A 16475-nucleotide genomic window follows, 5' to 3' on the forward strand; every position below is an offset into this window, starting at 1 on the left:
TGTAGTAAAACCGTTACGTGCTGGGTTTATTTGGTTTTGGCCAGGCGCTGGTAGCGCACCGCTTCGACGAAAACATCGGAATTGGCCGGATCATCGAGGTAGGCGAACACCTGATCCAGGCTGTTGCTGATCAACACCCCGTCGCCGTCGTCGGTCTGGAAGCCTTGGCCACTGAGGGCTTCTTGGCCCATGGCCTGTTTGATCTGTTCGAGATCGAGGTTGTAGACCACCAGTTCGTGCTTATCGTTGAGTTCGAAACCGGTGATGGTGAAGTTCCCGCCGAACTGCGCCGGCACCTTCGCCGACAGGTACCAGCGATTGCCATGGCGCGACACGGTGAAGGGATAGGCTTCACGCTCATGGGGCTTGGCCTTGAAGTAGCTGACCGCCTGATAGCGATTGTCGCCGATGCGCGTCAGTTCCAGGTTCATCGGCTCGCCCCAGGCGTTGGTGCTGGTCCATTTGCCGAGCAACCCTTTGGGCGCGGGCTCGCTGGCGGGCAGCGGCTCCTTGAAAGTCACCAGACAGCCACTGAGCAGCAGGATCGACAAGGCGATCACAACGACGCGCCAGGCTTTCATTCAACACTCCCTATGAATACACGCCGCCCTCAAATGGCCACTATCCCTGTGGGAGCGGGCTTGCTCGCGAAAACGGTTTAACATTCAACATCTTCGTTGTCTGACACACCGCCTTCGCGAGCAAGCCCGCTCCCACAGGGTTGAGTTCCCATAAGGGGTTACACCGACGCCAGCACCAAATGCATGTAGCGGTTGAGGATGCCGAGCATTTCCTCTTCGGCAACAGGCTCGGCGTCGTTGAGCAGGCCCTGATATTCCATCCGTCCGATAATCGCAGTCAACACTTTGGCATCCTGTTGTGGCTCACGGGAACCCAATACTTCGAAAAGTTGGCAGGTACCCTGCAGCAGAATTTGCTGATGGGAGCGCACCAACAAGGCCAGACGCGGGTTGAGCAAGGCTTCCTGGCGGAAGGCTTGCTCGGCCATCAAGTGCTCGCGGCGATTGATCAATTGCCGATGAACATAGTCAGCCATCAGTCGTGCGATATCGTCCGCCAGCTGTGAGCGGGACTCGGGGGTGCCATCACCGCTGACCACCATCTCGCGCAACAGACCTTCGTTGCTGGCCCACAACCGGGCCATGAACGCCGCGCTGCGTTCCACGTATTGGGCGAAGGTATCGGTGAGCAAGTCATCGATGTCCTTGAAATAGTACGTAGTGGCCGACAGCGGCACACCCGCTTCAGCGGCCACTGCACGGTGGCGCACGGCCCGCACGCCATCACGCACGACAATGCGCATCGCTGCGTCGAGAATGTCCTGTCGACGCTGTTCGCTGCCCTGTCGGCTGGCCTTGCGGCCCTGGTACTGAACACTTTCAGCGACCGCAGTGGCGATACCCGCTGCACCTTCTTGAGCCATTGCACGATTCACGACAGGTATTCCTCTCTAAAACGTCAAAAGTAACCAATTGATACGTTTGTACCAGACAGGCAATAAAAAGCCGCCTGTTATCGGCGGCTTTTTAATTGAAACACTTACGCTTGCGGGCGCATGTGCGGGAACAGGATCACATCGCGGATCGACGGTGAGTTGGTCAGCAACATCACCAGACGGTCGATGCCGATCCCTTCACCGGCGGTCGGCGGCATGCCGTACTCCAGCGCGCGAACGAAGTCGGCGTCGTAGTGCATGGCTTCGTCGTCACCGGCGTCCTTGTCGGCGACCTGCGCCATGAAGCGCTCAGCCTGGTCTTCCGCGTCGTTCAACTCGGAGTAGGCGTTGGCGATTTCACGACCACCGATAAACAGTTCGAAACGGTCGGTGACGTTCGGGTTCTCGTCGTTACGACGGGCCAGCGGTGACACTTCGAACGGGTACTGGGTGATGAAGTGCGGCTGTTCCAGCTTGTGCTCGACCAGCTCTTCGAAAATCATCACCTGCAGTTTGCCCAGACCTTCAAAGCCAAGCACCTTGGCGCCGGCCTTCTTGGCGATGGTGCGGGCCTTGTCGATGTCAGTCAGGTCGTCAGCGGTCAGCTCAGGGTTGTACTTGAGGATCGAGTCGAACACCGACAGACGCACGAATGGCTCGCCGAAGTGGAACACTTTGTCGCCGTAAGGCACGTCGGTGCTGCCCAGAACCAGCTGCGCCAGTTCGCGGAACAGCTCTTCGGTCAGGTCCATGTTGTCTTCGTAGTCGGCGTAAGCCTGGTAGAACTCCAACATGGTGAATTCAGGGTTGTGACGCGTCGAAACGCCTTCGTTACGGAAGTTGCGGTTGATCTCGAAGACTTTCTCGAAACCGCCGACTACCAAACGCTTGAGGTACAGCTCAGGCGCGATACGCAGGAACATTTCCATGTCCAGCGCATTGTGGTGAGTCTCGAACGGCTTGGCCGCCGCGCCGCCTGGAATGGTTTGCAGCATCGGCGTTTCCACTTCCAGGAAGTCACGCTTCATCAGGAAGCTGCGGATGTGCGCAATCACTTGCGAACGCACGCGGAAGGTCTGGCGCACCTCTTCGTTGACGATCAGGTCAACGTAACGCTGACGGTAGCGCTGTTCGGTGTCGGTCAGGCCGTGGTGCTTGTCCGGCAGCGGGCGCAGGGATTTGGTCAGCAGGCGTACGCTGGTCATTTCGACGTACAGGTCGCCCTTGCCGGAGCGCGCCAGGGTGCCTTCGGCGGCAATGATGTCGCCCATGTCCCAGGTTTTCACCGCGGCCAGGGTGTCTTCGGACAGGGTTTTACGGTTGACGTAAACCTGAATCCGCCCGGACATGTCCTGGATCACCATGAACGAGCCACGGTTGAGCATGATGCGACCCGCCACCTTGACCGGAATCGCAGCCTCTGCCAGCTCTTCCTTGGTCTTGTCCGCGTACTGTTTCTGCAAATCTTCGCAGTAATTGTCGCGGCGGAAGTCGTTGGGGAAGGCATTGCCCTTGGCGCGCTCGGCAGCAAGCTTTTCCTTGCGCAGGGCGATCAGGGAGTTTTCTTCCTGTTGCAGGGCTTGCGGGTCGAGTTGTAGGTCGCTCATGTCTTTAAATATTCCATCAGGTTCGTTGTCCCCAGCCTGCGGCTGGGGATCGCGGGCAAGCCCGCTCCCACAGGGATCGCGCGTTGTCAGGCGATCCGGTATTACATGGCTTACAGGCCTTGCTTGAGGCTCGCCACCAGGTATTCGTCGATGTCGCCGTCGAGCACCTTGTCGCAGTCGCTGCGTTCGATGTTGGTACGCAGATCCTTGATCCGCGAGGCATCGAGTACATACGAACGGATCTGGTGACCCCAGCCGATATCCGACTTGGTGTCTTCCAGCGCCTGGGAAGCGGCGTTGCGCTTCTGCACTTCCTGCTCATACAAACGCGCCCGCAACATTTTCATCGCGGTGTCTTTGTTCGCATGCTGGGAACGTTCGTTCTGGCAGCTGACCACGGTGTTGGTCGGTACGTGAGTAATCCGTACGGCCGAGTCGGTGGTGTTAACGTGCTGACCACCGGCACCGGAGGAGCGGTAGGTGTCGATGCGCAGGTCCGACGGGTTGATGTCGATTTCGATGTTGTCATCGATTTCCGGCGACACGAACACGGCCGAGAACGAGGTGTGACGACGGTTGCCGGAGTCGAACGGGCTCTTGCGCACCAGACGGTGCACGCCGATTTCGGTACGCAGCCAGCCAAAGGCGTATTCGCCCTTGATGTGCACGGTAGCGCCCTTGATACCGGCGACTTCACCGGCCGACAGCTCCATGATGGTCGCGTCGAAACCGCGTTTGTCAGCCCAGCGCAGGTACATGCGCAGCAGGATGTTGGCCCAGTCCTGAGCCTCGGTACCGCCGGAGCCGGCCTGGATGTCCAGGTAGGCGTTGTTGGCGTCCATCTCACCGCTGAACATGCGACGGAATTCAAGTTTTTCCAGGGACTCGCGCAGGCGCTCGACTTCGGCGGCGACGTCATCGACGGCGGCCTGGTCTTCTTCTTCGGCGGACATCAGCAGCAGGTCTTTGGCATCGGCCAGGCCACTGTGCATTTCGTCGAGGGTTTCGACGATCTGAGCCAGCAGCGACCGCTCGCGGCCCAGCTCCTGAGCGTACGACGGGTTGTTCCAGACAGACGGATCTTCAAGCTCGCGATTGACTTCAGTCAGACGCTCATGCTTTTGATCGTAGTCAAAGATACCCCCGAATAGTTTCGGAGCGCTCGGACAGGTCCTTGATACTGTTAAGGATCGGGTTGATTTCCATGGCGGGCAGCACTCGTTGGCGAACTTTTGAAAGCCGACGAGTATAACGTAATGAAGCTGTCAAGGCAGCCCGCCTGGCGGCTTTAGCGGCGAATGAACCTGATGGTTCATTCAATCCCCACCTGATTGCGCCCATTGTTCTTCGCCAGATACAGCCCCTTGTCCGCCGCCGAGATCAATTGCCGGCAATCGCTGCCCGACTGCGGGATTATGGTCGACAGGCCGATGCTGATGGTCAGGCACGAACCTTCGGTCGGGAAAATGTGCGGGATCTTCAACCCGGCCACGGTCTGGCGTAGTTTTTCCGCCACCATTCGTGCACCGCCCGGCGAGGTGTTGGGCAGGACCAGGACGAACTCTTCGCCGCCGTAACGGGCCGGCAAGTCCGAAGGTCTGGAACTGGCGTCGCGAATCGCCGTGGCGACTTTGCGCAGCGCCTCATCGCCTTCGAGGTGGCCAAAGCTGTCGTTGTAGGACTTGAAGTAATCGACGTCGATCATCAGCAACGACAGTTGAGTCTGGTCCCGCAGCGAACGCCGCCATTCCAGCTCCAGGTATTCGTCGAAATGCCGGCGGTTCGACAGCCCGGTCAGGCCGTCGGAATTCATCAAGCGTTGCAGCACCAGGTTGGTGTCGAGCAACTGCTGCTGGCTGACCCGCAGCGCGCGATACGCCGCGTCACGCTGCAGCAGGGTCATGTAGGAGCGCGAGTGATAGCGGATGCGCGCCACCAGTTCGATGTTGTCCGGCAGTTTGACCAGGTAATCATTGGCGCCGGCGGCAAACGCCGCGCTCTTGATCAGCGGGTCTTCCTTGGTCGACAGGACAATGATCGGAATGTCCTTGGTCGCCGGGTGGTTACGGTATTCGCGCACCAGGCTCAGGCCGTCGAGGCCGGGCATGACCAGATCCTGAAGGATTACCGTCGGCTTGATGCGGATCGCCTGGGCGATGGCCTGGTGCGGGTCGGCACAGAAATGGAAGTCGATGTTTTCTTCGTTCGACAAACCACGCCGCACCGCCTCGCCGATCATCGCCTGATCGTCCACCAACAACACCATGGCGGCGTTTTCGTCGGTTTTGAAGTCGTCGAGCTGTAAATCATTCATGTGCGGTCACCTGAGTACTGCTTTGGCCACAATTGCTGCTAATGATAGTCATTTTGAGAAAATTTCCAGCAATCGTGGCGCTATCTTGTCCAGTGGGCGAACTTCCACAGCCGCGTCGATGGCCGCGGCCGCCTTCGGCATGCCATACACCGCACTGCTTTGTTGGTCCTGAGCGATGGTCAGGTAGCCCTGTTGGCGCATGAGTCTAAGTCCTTGCGCGCCGTCGCGCCCCATACCGGTCAGCAGAACGCCCACGGCGTCGCCGCTCCAGTAACTGGCCACACTCTCGAAAAACACATCGATCGAAGGCCGATAGATCTCGTTGACCGGTTCGGCGGTGTAGGCCAGCGTGCCGTTTTTCAGCAAGCGAATATGATGGTTGGTCCCGGCCAGCAGGACCGTGCCGCTTCGTGGCGGTTCGCCTTCTTGGGCCAGGCGCACGTTCAGGCCACTGGCGCTGGCCAGCCATTCGGCCATGCCGGCGGCGAACACCTGATCCACATGCTGGACCAGCACGATAGCCGCCGAAAAATCTCGTGGCAGGCCCTTGAGCAGCACTTCCAGCGCCGCCGGCCCGCCAGCGGATGAACCGATGGCCACCAAATGCTGGCGCGAGGACGAGTGGCGGTGCGAGCTCGGTGCCGATCGCACCCGATTGCTATGATCGCCGATCAGCCAGCCAATGTTCATGATCTTGCGCAGCAGCGGTGCGGCGGCGTCCTGAGGATTGCCGCCCCCGATAGCCGGGGTATCGACCACGTCCAGCGCGCCGTAACCCATGGCTTCGAACACCCGGTGCACGTTCTGCTCGCGGTCGACAGTGACAATGACTATCGCGCACGGGGTCTCGGCCATGATTCGCCGGGTCGCTTCCACACCGTCCATCAACGGCATGATCAAATCCATCAGGATCAGATCCGGAGTGTATTCGGCGCAACGTTGCACCGCCTCGGCCCCATTGCCGGCGACCCAGACCACCTCGTGCGCCGGTTCGAACGCCAAAGCGCGGCGCAATGCCTCTACGGCCATGGGCATGTCGTTGACGATGGCGATTTTCATGCCCGCGCGCCTCCAATGAGCTCAACCACTGCATCCAGCAAAGCGTCGTCATGAAAACTCGCTTTGGCTAGATAATAGTCGGCTCCGGCGTCCAGGCCACGGCGGCGGTCTTCTTCGCGGTCCTTGTAGGACACCACCATCACCGGCAGCGATTGCAGGCGGTTATCGCGACGCAATAAAGACACCAGCTCGATGCCATCCATGCGCGGCATGTCGATGTCGGTGATCAGCAGATCGAAATCCTCCGAACGCAGGGCGTTCCAGCCATCCATACCGTCCACCGCCACGGCGACGTCATAGCCGCGATTGAGCAGCAATTTGCGCTGCAACTCACGAACAGTCAGCGAGTCGTCGACCACCAGAATCCGTTTACGCGCTGCTTCGACGGCCTGATTGGCATGCCGGGCAATGCGCTCCAGACGCCCGGTGTTGAGTAGTTTGTCCACCGAACGCAGCATGTCTTCGACGTCGACGATCAACACCACCGAGCCGTCGTCGAGCAAGGCTCCGGCAGAAATGTCCTGCACCTTGCCCAGGCGCTCGTCCAGCGGCAGCACCACCAACGTCCGCTCGCCGATAAACCGCTCGACCGCCACTCCGTAGATCGCCTCGCGTTCGCGGATGACCACGACTTTGAGGGTCTGCGCGCTGTTCTGGCTCGCCGGGCGATGCAACAGTTGACTGGCGGCGACCAGCCCGACATGCCGGCCTTCGTGCCAGAAGTGCTGCCGGCCTTCGACCTGCACGATATCCTCCGGCGCCAGGTCGCACATGCGCTCGATGTGTGCCAGCGGGAAGGCATACGCCTCGTCACCGACTTCCACCACCAGGCTGCGCACCACCGACAGCGTCAGCGGTACTTGGAGATGAAAGCGACTGCCCTCACCCGCCGTCTGCTCCAGCACCACGGCGCCGCGCAATTGGCGAACCATGTGCTGAACCGCATCCAGCCCGACGCCGCGCCCGGAGACTTCAGTGACGGAGTCACGCAGGCTGAAACCCGGCAGAAACAGGAACGTCAGCAGCTCCTCTTCGCTCAACTGAGCGGCGGTCTCGGCTGGGGATAACTGCCGCTCGACGATGTTGCGACGGAGCTTTTCCAGATCAACACCATTGCCGTCATCGCTGAGCTCCAACACCAGCAGACCGGCTTGATGGGACGCGCGCAAACGGATCAGGCCTTCCTCCGGTTTACCGGCCAATAGCCGTTGTTCCCGGGTTTCGATGCCGTGATCCACCGCATTACGCAGCAGGTGCGTCAGCGGCGCTTCGAGTTTTTCCAGTACGTCGCGGTCGACTTGAGTCTTGTCGCCCTCGATCTCCAGCCGCACCTGTTTGCCAAGGTCGCGGCCGAGATCGCGGACCATGCGCACTTGCCCGCTCAGCACGTCGGCGAACGGCCGCATGCGACAGGCCAGCGCCGTGTCATACAACACCTGCGCACGCTGGCTGGCATGCCAGGCGAACTCATCGAGCTCGGCGTTCTTTTCCGCCAGCAATTGCTGGGACTCCGCCAGTAGCCGACGGGCATCGCCCAAGGCTTCCTGGGCTTCGAGGCTCAAGGCATGGTCCTTGAGATGGACGTTGAGGTTTTCCAGCGCCCGCAGGCCGTTGCTCTGCATGCGTTTGAGGCGCTGCATGGTGGCCAGATGCGGCTTGAGCCGCTGGGTTTCCACCAGGGATTTACTCGACAGGTCGAGCAGGCTGTTCAAGCGCTCGGCCGTGACGCGTAATACGCGTTCGCCACTTTCGGTGGAGCGTTTAGCCATGGGCGCTGGTTCGACGGGCGTTGCCGGGGGAGCTTCGTTGGTGGCCGACATGGGCGGCTCAACCTTGGGCGTCGGCGGTTCCAGCTGAAGTTCTGCCATCGGCGCCGTCATGGGACCTGTGGCCGCCATGTGATCAAGCAGCCGTCCCATCAAGACGACGTAAGCGTCGATATCCGCAGGCGCCGGAGCGTTGCTCGGCGTCGCAATTCGCATCAGCAGATCGGTGCCTTGCAACAATGCATCAATGTGTTCGGGCCGCAGGTACAGGCGCCCTTCCTGGGCGCTGACCAGGTAATCTTCCATCACATGGGCGACGCTGACCCCGGCATCGACACCGACAATCCGCGCCGCGCCCTTGAGCGAATGGGCCGCGCGCATGCACGACTCAAGGTAATCGGCCTGGGTTGGATCACGCTCAAGCGCCAGCAGACCTGCGCTCAGCACCAGGGTCTGGGCCTCGGCCTCGAGGCTGAACAGTTCCAGCAAAGAGGCGTCACGCATTTGCTCGGGGGTCATGTGAGGCTCCGGGTCACGGCGGACAGCAGCTGTTCTTCATCCAGCCAACGCAGGCTGCGACCTTTGAATTGCAAGACGCCACGGGTGTACTTGGCGCTGGCCTGGGTACCGGACTGAGACGCCGCATCGAGAATGCGCTCGTCGATGGCATGAATCCCGTCGACCTCGTCCACCGGCACCACCACTGGCCCGCCGTGAGCGGCAATGATCAGCATCCGCGGCATCACCCGTGCGCCGGATGCCGCGCCACTGGTGGCGTCGAGCCCCAGCAGTTCCACCAGCGACAGGCACGCCACCAAGGCACCGCGCACATTCGCCACACCGAGCAACGCCCGGGAGCGCTGATGCGGCAACGAGTGAATCGCCTGCAGCGGCGCCACTTCGACCAGGCTGCGAGTGGCCAGGCCCAGCCATTCTTCGCCGAGGCGAAACATCAGCAGCGAGCGGGTTTTCACATCGCTCCCGGTCACTGTGGAAACTTGCTCGCGGTCGTCCTGCTGCAAGGCATAGCGGTCGAGCAAGCGTGTGGCGGCAGCCGAATACACCGCACAGTTGCGGCAATGAATGTGCTCGCTCAGCAATGGGCAGGACTTGTCGCCGTGAATACCGATGCGGTTCCAGCAGTCGTCGATGGCCTGGGCATCTTCATGGGTGACGCTCAAGGTGTCGGCGGCGTTCATCGTTTACGCTCACTGTCAGCGGCGCGCTCGCTGCGGGCGGCGCGGGCCTGCAATCGTCTGGCACCGGCCGTGTCGCCCTGGGACTGCAGCAAAGCGGCCAGATGCATCAATGCGTCGGGGTGTTGCGGTTCGAGGTACAACGCCTTGCGATAAAAACCCTGGGCCTCGAGGGCGCTGCCTGCGACATCGCTGAGCAGCCCCAGCCAATAGAACACCTGCGCCACCGGCTCGTGACTGCGCAAATAACTGTCGCACGCGGCGCGGGCCTCAGCGCTTTTGCCCTCATTGGCCAGCGCGGTGATATTCGCCAACAGCGTGGCGGCGTCTGAAGGGGTAGCGTCCGAAGCGGTGGCGGCGACCTGAGGCATTGGCACGACCGTCGCGAAAGGCCGACTGCGCACTGGCGCCGGTGTCACGCTTCGCACAGGTTGTTGCACCGGAAGCGGCAGCGGCGTCGGCACGAAGGTCGCGAGCGGTTCGGGCGCACTTTGACGACTGAAGGCAAACGACTGCGGGATGCCGATCGAGCGCATGCCGAAACGCCCCAGCAGACTGCCCTCCGCCGGGCCGATAAACAGCACGCCGTCGACGTGGGTCAGCCGCTTGAGTACTTCGAACACTTGTTGCTGAGTCGGCTGATCGAAATAGATCAGCAAATTGCGACAGAACACGAAGTCATAAGGTGGCTCACTGGCTAGCAAGGCCGGATCCAGCAGATTGCCGACCTGCAAACGCACTTGCTCAATCACGCGCCCGCTGAGGCGATAGTTGTCATTTTCAGCCATGAAATGCCGCTCGCGGAAGTCGATGTCCTGACCACGAAACGAATTCTTGCCATACAGCGCGAGCCTGGCCTTTTCCACCGACAGCGGGCTGACATCCATGCCGTCGACCTTGAACTGGTGCGGCGCCAACCCGGCATCGAGCAATGCCATGGCGATGGAGTACGGTTCTTCGCCGGTGGAACACGGCAGGCTGAGAATCCGCAGGGCGCGCATGTTATTGATCGCCGCCAGACGTTTGGCCGCCAGTTTCGCCAGTGTGGCGAAGGATTCCGGGTAACGGAAAAACCAGGTCTCGGGGACGATCACCGCTTCGATCAGCGCCTGTTGTTCGTCGCGCGAGCCCAGCAAAGAGTGCCAGTACTCATCAGTCGTTAGCGCCCGAGCTGCCGTGCAGCGCTGGCGCACCGCGCGTTCGATGATCGCCGGGCCGACCGAGCCCACATCCAGGCCAATACGTTCTTTGAGGAAATCGAAAAACCTTTGATCGCTGCTCATCCCTGCTCCTCAAACTGCGCCAGGTCCAACGGCGGCGAGGGAAACAACAAGGCGCGGACCTGTTCGTCGAGCAAATCGGCAACCCGCACCCATTGCAGTAAACCCTGGGCATCTTCGCGCACCGGCCCGAGGTACGGCGCCTGGCGATTGTCCAGGCCATAAGGCTGAAAGTCCGCCGGGTTGCAGCGCAACGTATCGGTAGCCTGTTCCAGAATCAGCCCGAGCAATTGCGCAGGCGTCGCCTCATCCGGCCGATAGTGCACCAGCACCAGCCGCGTGCTGGTGCGGGCCTGAGCCGGTTGGCCGAACGTCAGGGCGCAGAGGTCGATCACCGGCACCACCGCGCCGCGATAGGCGAACACCCCCGCCACCCAGTCCGGCGCCCGGGGAATGGGTTTCAACGGCAAATGCGGCAGCACTTCGGCCACCTCGATAGCCTGCAAGGCGTAACGCTCGTTGCCGATGCGGAACACCAGAAACAACGACTGTTTCACCGGCATCACCGCGCCGCGTTTGACCGCGAGCTCGCTCATCAGACTTTGAATCGCGAGACGCCGCCACGCAGCCCCACGGCCACCTGGCTCAGTTCATCGATGGCGAAACTGGCCTGACGCAGGGACTCGACGGTCTGGCTGCTGGCATCGCCCAACTGCACCAACGCGTGGTTGATCTGCTCGGCGCCGGTGGCCTGGGCCTGCATGCCTTCATTGACCATCAACACCCGGGGTGCCAGCGCTTGAACCTGATGGATGATCTGCGACAACTGCTCGCCCACCGACTGCACCTCGGACATGCCACGACGCACTTCTTCGGAAAACTTGTCCATGCCCATGACCCCGGCCGATACCGCCGACTGGATCTCGCGCACCATCTGCTCGATGTCGTAGGTGGCCACAGCGGTCTGGTCCGCCAGGCGCCGCACTTCGGTAGCGACCACGGCAAACCCGCGGCCATATTCACCGGCCTTCTCGGCTTCGATCGCAGCGTTCAGGGACAACAGGTTGGTCTGGTCGGCGACTTTTACGATGGTCACCACCACCTGATTGATGTTGCCGGCCTTCTCGTTGAGGATCGCCAGTTTGGCGTTCACCAGATCTGCCGCGCCCATCACCGAGTGCATGGTGTCTTCCATGCGCGCCAGGCCTTGTTGACCGGAACCGGCCAGCACCGAAGCCTGATCGGCGGCGGTGGAGACTTCGGTCATGGTGCGCACCAGATCCCGCGAGGTGGCGGCGATTTCCCGCGATGTCGCACCGATTTCGGTGGTGGTGGCAGCGGTTTCGGTGGCCGTGGCCTGCTGCTGCTTGGATGTCGCGGCGATTTCCGTGACCGACGTGGTGACCTGCACCGAGGAGCGCTGGGCCTGGGACACCAGCGAGGTGAGCTCGGTCATCATGTCGTTGAAGCCGGTTTCCACCGCGCCGAACTCGTCCTTGCGATCAAGATCCAGGCGACTGCTGAGATCGCCGGTGCGCATGATTTCGAGGATATCCACGATGCGATTCATCGGCGCCATGATCGCGCGCATCAGCAGCAGGCCACAGAGGCCGGCGACGATGATCGCCACCAGCAAAGAGACGCCCATGCTGATTTTGGCGGCTGTCACCGCTTCGCCAATGGCCAGCGAGACTCTGTCAGCCATGTCATGATTATTTTCGATAAGGGAGTTCAGCTGTTTGCGCCCATTGACCCAGGCCGGCGTGAGCTTTTGTTCCAGGGCAAGACGCGCTGGCTCATACTCTTTGCGCTGATAGAGCTCAAGGACGTTGGCCATTTCTTGATTGAAGATCTGATGACGCGCTTCGAATTCATCGAATGCAGCCTGATCTTCCGGTGTGAAAATGGTCTTGCGGTAGTTGACCATCTGCTCGCTCAAGCGCTCTTCGAAGCTCTTGTACATCGCGTGGTCGGCGGGTGTTATTTCGCGACGTCCGGAAAGGCCGACAATCTGCTGGGTGAGGTTATAACTGTCGACCCAGGCACCGCGCATCATCGAACTGAAATACACCCCGGGCACCGCATCGGTGCGGACCTTTTCTGCGCCGGTGTCGATCTTCATCAACCTGGAAAAAGACACCACGACCATCAACAGCATGATCGCGATAATCACCGCAAAGCTCGCCAAAATGCGTTGGCGCAACGTCCAGTTCTTCACAGTCAGTCCTCGGTGCGGTTCAAATTGCGAGGGAGTATAGCCGAGGGCCTGTGGGAGCGGGCTTGCTCGCGAAGAACGATAACGCCGTGTTCCTGACGAACCAAAAATCTGTTGCCTGACACACCGCCTTCGCGGGCAAGCCTCGCTCCTACGGGTCAGCGTCGTGTTCGACAATTCACTGTAGGAGCGAGGCTTGCCCGCGAAGGCGCCCTGAAGACTTACACCGAAGCCTGCCGCACCTGCTTCTCCAGCTCTGCCTTCAACCCCGGCTCCAGCTTCAACTGCCGCGCCAGCTCATCAAGGTAGGACTTCTCCATGAAGTTCTCCTCATCCACCAGCATCACACTGGCGATGTACATCTCAGCCGCCATTTCCGGCGTGCTGGCGGCACGGGCGACGTCGGTCGGGTCCAGCGGCTTGTTGAGTTCGGCGTGCAGCCAGTGTTGCAGCTCCTGATCATTGTCGAGCTTGCTGAACTCGCCTTCGATCAATTGACGCTCACGCTCATCGACATGACCGTCAGCCTTGGCCGCGGCGACCAACGCCTTGAGGATCGCCTGGCTGTGTTGCTCGACCTGGGCCGCTGGCAAGCGGTCGATAGTTTGCGGTTCGGTTGTGGCTGCGGTGCCCTGCTGGGCCTGCCAGTTGCCGTACGCCTTGTAGGCAATCACGCCCAATGCCGCGAGACCGCCGTAGATCGCCACTTTGCCGCCGACCTTGCGCACCTTCTTGTTGCCGAGCAACAGCCCCATGGCGCCAGCCGCCAGAGCACCGCCGCCGGCGCCGGATAGCACACTGCCGAGGCCGCCCGAACCACTGGAGCCTTTGAGCAAACCGCCCAAACCACCGCTGGACGCTTTGTTCTGGATACCGCCGGCCTTGTTCTGCAACAGGTCCTGACCGGATTTGAGTAGTTGATCGAGCAATCCACGAGTGTTCATTTTGCTGCCTCCACGAATTCGGGTTAACCGGATCTTTAAGGCCCCCAGCCTAGATCGAAAGTGCCCGACATCTCTCCATGAGAGTGCTTCCAGATGTTGCTCACTGTCAGGTAAACCGGCGGAAACGCATCCACACAATCTATTTCATCGAATGCAGCCTTTGAGATTTGTCGACCGTGAAACCGCGCACTAGGCTGGATAAATCCATAAGACAGCCCGGCCTCAATCTGCCTCTCACAAAGCGCACTAAGCTAATAACAAGCCACTCACGGCGCATCACCCCGTTCAACACCGCCCCGACCATAATTTAAAGAAGAGGGTTCACCATGCTTGTGCACAAGACCGCACTGCTCAGTGCAATCACCACGGCGTTTCTGGCCAGCACCAGCCTGCAGGCCGCCGAACCGCTGAAAGCCGTCGGCGCCGGCGAAGGTCAGCTGGATATCGTCGCCTGGCCTGGTTATATCGAACGGGGTGAAACCGACAAGGCCTACGACTGGGTCAGCGTTTTCGAGAAAGAAACCGGCTGCAAGGTCAACGTCAAGACCGCCGGCACGTCCGATGAAATGGTCACCCTGATGGCCAAGGGCGGTTACGACCTGGTGACGGCATCCGGCGACGCCTCCCTGCGCCTGATCGCCGGCAAACGTGTGCAGCCGATCAACACTGCACTGATTCCCAACTGGAAGAATCTGGACCCGCGCTTGAAGGATGCACCGTGGTATGTGGTCAACAAGCAGACTTACGGCACCCCCTATCAATGGGGCCCGAACGTGCTGATGTACAACACCAACGTGTTCAAGCAACCGCCAACCAGCTGGAGCGTGATATTCGACGCGCAAAACCTGCCCGACGGCAAACCCAACAAAGGCCGGGTGCAAGCCTACGACGGGCCGATCTACATCGCCGACGCCGCGCTGTATCTCAAGACCGCCAAGCCGGAACTGGGTATCCAGAACCCCTACGAGCTAACCGAAGCCCAGTACAAGGCCGTGCTCGATCTCCTGCGCGCCCAGCAAAAGTTGATCCATCGCTACTGGCACGACACCACTGTGCAAATGAGTGACTTCAAGAACGAAGGCGTGGTGGCGTCCAGCGCCTGGCCCTATCAGGTCAACGGTCTGATGAACGAGAAACAGCCAGTCGCCTCGACCATCCCGAAAGAAGGCGCCACCGGGTGGGCCGACACCACCATGCTGCACGCCGAGGCCAAGCACCCGAACTGCGCCTACAAGTGGATGGACTGGTCGCTCACGCCGAAAGTCCAGGGTGATGTGTCTGCCTGGTTCGGCTCGCTGCCGGCGGTCCCGGAGGCGTGTAAGGCAAGCGAACTGCTGGGCGCCGAGGGTTGCAAGACCAACGGTTTCGACCAGTTCGAGAAGATCGCCTTCTGGAAAACCCCGCAGGCTGAGGGCGGCAAGTTCGTGCCTTATAGCCGCTGGACCCAGGATTACATTGCGATTATGGGTGGGCGTTAAGCCCTCCTTGAGGTCAAAAGAAAGATCAAAAGATCGCAGCCTTCGGCAGCTCCTACGCCGACGGCATGCACCGCAAATATGGCGTCTTCTGCGCATCCCGTAGGAGCTGCCGAAGGCTGCGATCTTTTAACGGAACACCCGACTCAATTGATAGAAAGCGCGCCTTTTCGGAGCTCCGCACCATGACGCTTGCAGTCCAGTTCACCAACGTTTCCCGTCAGTTCGGCGAAGTGAAGGCCGTTGACCGGGTTTCTATCGATATCCAGGACGGCGAGTTCTTTTCCCTGCTGGGCCCTTCCGGCTCGGGCAAAACCACCTGTCTGCGTCTGATCGCCGGTTTCGAACAACCGAGCACTGGCTCCATCCGTATTCATGGCGCCGAAGCCGCCGGGCTGCCGCCGTATCAGCGCGACGTGAACACTGTGTTCCAGGATTACGCGCTGTTCCCGCACATGAACGTACTCGACAATGTCGCCTACGGTTTGAAAGTCAAAGGCGTCGGCAAGTCCGAACGCCAAAAACGCGCCGAAGAAGCCCTCGACATGGTCGCCCTCGGCGGCTACGGCGAGCGCAAACCGGTGCAACTCTCCGGCGGCCAGCGTCAGCGTGTGGCCCTGGCCCGCGCGTTGGTCAATCGCCCTCGCGTGTTGCTGCTCGACGAGCCCTTGGGCGCACTCGATCTGAAACTGCGCGAGCAAATGCAAGGCGAGTTGAAGAAGCTGCAACGCCAGCTCGGCATCACCTTTATCTTCGTCACTCACGATCAGACCGAAGCGCTGTCGATGTCCGACCGCGTGGCCGTGTTCAACAAGGGCCGCATCGAACAGGTCGACACACCGCGCAACCTGTACATGAAGCCGGCGACCACTTTCGTCGCTGAATTCGTCGGCACTTCCAACGTGATTCGCGGCGATCTTGCGCAGCAGTTGAGCGGCAATCCACAGCCCTTTTCGATCCGCCCGGAACATGTACGTTTCGCCGAAGGCCCGCTGGCCAGCCATGAAATCGAAGTCAGCGGCCTACTGCACGACATCCAGTACCAAGGCAGCGCCACCCGCTATGAACTGAAACTGGAAAACGGCCAGACCTTGAATATCAGCCAGGCCAACGTCCAGTGGCTGGACGTCAGCACACAACATCAACCCGGACAACGCATCAGCGCTCGTTGGGCGCGCGAGGCGATGATCCCGCTGCACGACAATGTTGTGGGCGGGGTGTGA

14 protein-coding genes are annotated in these 16475 nt (G+C 60.6%); 2 read left to right on the plus strand and 12 right to left on the minus strand.

The window, feature by feature from the left end:
• Window positions 1–26 precede the first annotated feature (26 nt).
• From F6R97_RS09430 to F6R97_RS09485, 12 genes are all read right to left on the minus strand, one after another.
• The gene (locus F6R97_RS09430) at window positions 27–581 is read right to left on the minus strand and encodes a lipoprotein (RefSeq protein ID WP_038979116.1); all 555 of its coding nucleotides are present in this window, start codon (window positions 579–581) and stop codon (window positions 27–29) included.
• A gap of 158 nt (window positions 582–739) precedes the next feature.
• On the minus strand, window positions 740–1456 hold the full coding sequence (locus F6R97_RS09435) for a TetR/AcrR family transcriptional regulator (protein WP_008070397.1): 717 nt from the start codon (window positions 1454–1456) through the stop codon (window positions 740–742).
• A gap of 104 nt (window positions 1457–1560) precedes the next feature.
• On the minus strand, window positions 1561–3063 hold the full coding sequence (gene lysS / locus F6R97_RS09440; protein WP_038979115.1) for a lysine--tRNA ligase: 1503 nt from the start codon (window positions 3061–3063) through the stop codon (window positions 1561–1563).
• A gap of 110 nt (window positions 3064–3173) precedes the next feature.
• Window positions 3174–4269 (minus strand): peptide chain release factor 2 gene (prfB, locus tag F6R97_RS09445; RefSeq protein WP_095920368.1). Its coding sequence is split into 2 segments (ribosomal slippage): window positions 3174–4196 and window positions 4198–4269, totalling 1095 coding nucleotides; the frame shifts between segments, so codons are not numbered across the junction.
• A gap of 106 nt (window positions 4270–4375) precedes the next feature.
• A complete protein-coding gene (locus tag F6R97_RS09450; RefSeq protein ID WP_315866439.1) occupies window positions 4376–5377 on the minus strand; it encodes a PleD family two-component system response regulator in 1002 nt (333 codons plus the stop codon).
• A 48-nt stretch (window positions 5378–5425) separates the two neighbouring features.
• Window positions 5426–6436 carry a chemotaxis response regulator protein-glutamate methylesterase gene (locus F6R97_RS09455; protein ID WP_038979113.1) on the minus strand — a complete coding sequence of 337 codons (1011 nt, stop codon included), beginning with the start codon at window positions 6434–6436 and terminating at the stop codon, window positions 5426–5428.
• Window positions 6433–8721, minus strand: a complete 2289-nt coding sequence (locus F6R97_RS09460) for a hybrid sensor histidine kinase/response regulator (protein WP_038979112.1) — start codon at window positions 8719–8721, stop codon at window positions 6433–6435. The genes F6R97_RS09455 and F6R97_RS09460 overlap by 4 nt, the downstream gene beginning before the upstream one ends.
• Complete coding sequence (locus tag F6R97_RS09465; RefSeq protein WP_038979111.1) at window positions 8718–9401, minus strand: chemotaxis protein CheW; 684 nt, start codon at window positions 9399–9401, stop codon at window positions 8718–8720. The genes F6R97_RS09460 and F6R97_RS09465 overlap by 4 nt, the downstream gene beginning before the upstream one ends.
• Window positions 9398–10681 (minus strand): CheR family methyltransferase, encoded by a 1284-nt coding sequence (locus tag F6R97_RS09470; protein ID WP_038979110.1) that lies wholly within the window; start codon window positions 10679–10681, stop codon window positions 9398–9400. The genes F6R97_RS09465 and F6R97_RS09470 overlap by 4 nt, the downstream gene beginning before the upstream one ends.
• A complete protein-coding gene (locus tag F6R97_RS09475; protein WP_038979109.1) occupies window positions 10678–11214 on the minus strand; it encodes a chemotaxis protein CheW in 537 nt (178 codons plus the stop codon). Before F6R97_RS09475 ends, F6R97_RS09470 begins: the two co-directional genes overlap by 4 nt.
• Window positions 11214–12836 carry a methyl-accepting chemotaxis protein gene (locus F6R97_RS09480; protein WP_050683190.1) on the minus strand — a complete coding sequence of 541 codons (1623 nt, stop codon included), beginning with the start codon at window positions 12834–12836 and terminating at the stop codon, window positions 11214–11216. The genes F6R97_RS09475 and F6R97_RS09480 overlap by 1 nt, the downstream gene beginning before the upstream one ends.
• A 218-nt stretch (window positions 12837–13054) precedes the next feature.
• On the minus strand, window positions 13055–13777 hold the full coding sequence (locus F6R97_RS09485; RefSeq protein ID WP_038979107.1) for a tellurite resistance TerB family protein: 723 nt from the start codon (window positions 13775–13777) through the stop codon (window positions 13055–13057).
• 326 nt (window positions 13778–14103) lie between these two features.
• Here F6R97_RS09485 and ydcS point away from each other — a divergent pair, with 326 nt between their 5' ends.
• Together ydcS and F6R97_RS09495 are read left to right on the plus strand one after the other, a co-directional pair.
• Window positions 14104–15255, plus strand: a complete 1152-nt coding sequence (gene ydcS / locus F6R97_RS09490) for a putative ABC transporter substrate-binding protein YdcS (protein ID WP_038979106.1) — start codon at window positions 14104–14106, stop codon at window positions 15253–15255.
• 182 nt (window positions 15256–15437) lie between these two features.
• Window positions 15438–16475: an ABC transporter ATP-binding protein gene (locus F6R97_RS09495; RefSeq protein WP_315866440.1), complete on the plus strand. Its 1038-nt coding sequence runs from the start codon at window positions 15438–15440 to the stop codon at window positions 16473–16475.

The organism is Pseudomonas sp. JV414 (assembly GCF_032424305.1).
Taxonomy (GTDB): domain Bacteria; phylum Pseudomonadota; class Gammaproteobacteria; order Pseudomonadales; family Pseudomonadaceae; genus Aquipseudomonas; species Aquipseudomonas lini.

What these genes read in the sequence shown, in the direction of transcription:
- F6R97_RS09430 (WP_038979116.1), bottom strand. Translation starts at nt 581, where the DNA reads ATGAAAGCCTGGCGCGTCGTTGTGATCGCCTTGTCGATCCTGCTGCTC.
- lysS (WP_038979115.1), bottom strand. Translation starts at nt 3,063, where the DNA reads ATGAGCGACCTACAACTCGACCCGCAAGCCCTGCAACAGGAAGAAAAC.
- F6R97_RS09450 (WP_315866439.1), bottom strand. Translation starts at nt 5,377, where the DNA reads ATGAATGATTTACAGCTCGACGACTTCAAAACCGACGAAAACGCCGCC.
- F6R97_RS09455 (WP_038979113.1), bottom strand. Translation starts at nt 6,436, where the DNA reads ATGAAAATCGCCATCGTCAACGACATGCCCATGGCCGTAGAGGCATTG.
- F6R97_RS09460 (WP_038979112.1), bottom strand. Translation starts at nt 8,721, where the DNA reads ATGACCCCCGAGCAAATGCGTGACGCCTCTTTGCTGGAACTGTTCAGC.
- F6R97_RS09465 (WP_038979111.1), bottom strand. Translation starts at nt 9,401, where the DNA reads ATGAACGCCGCCGACACCTTGAGCGTCACCCATGAAGATGCCCAGGCC.
- F6R97_RS09470 (WP_038979110.1), bottom strand. Translation starts at nt 10,681, where the DNA reads ATGAGCAGCGATCAAAGGTTTTTCGATTTCCTCAAAGAACGTATTGGC.
- F6R97_RS09475 (WP_038979109.1), bottom strand. Translation starts at nt 11,214, where the DNA reads ATGAGCGAGCTCGCGGTCAAACGCGGCGCGGTGATGCCGGTGAAACAG.
- F6R97_RS09485 (WP_038979107.1), bottom strand. Translation starts at nt 13,777, where the DNA reads ATGAACACTCGTGGATTGCTCGATCAACTACTCAAATCCGGTCAGGAC.
- ydcS (WP_038979106.1), top strand. Translation starts at nt 14,104, where the DNA reads ATGCTTGTGCACAAGACCGCACTGCTCAGTGCAATCACCACGGCGTTT.
- F6R97_RS09495 (WP_315866440.1), top strand. Translation starts at nt 15,438, where the DNA reads ATGACGCTTGCAGTCCAGTTCACCAACGTTTCCCGTCAGTTCGGCGAA.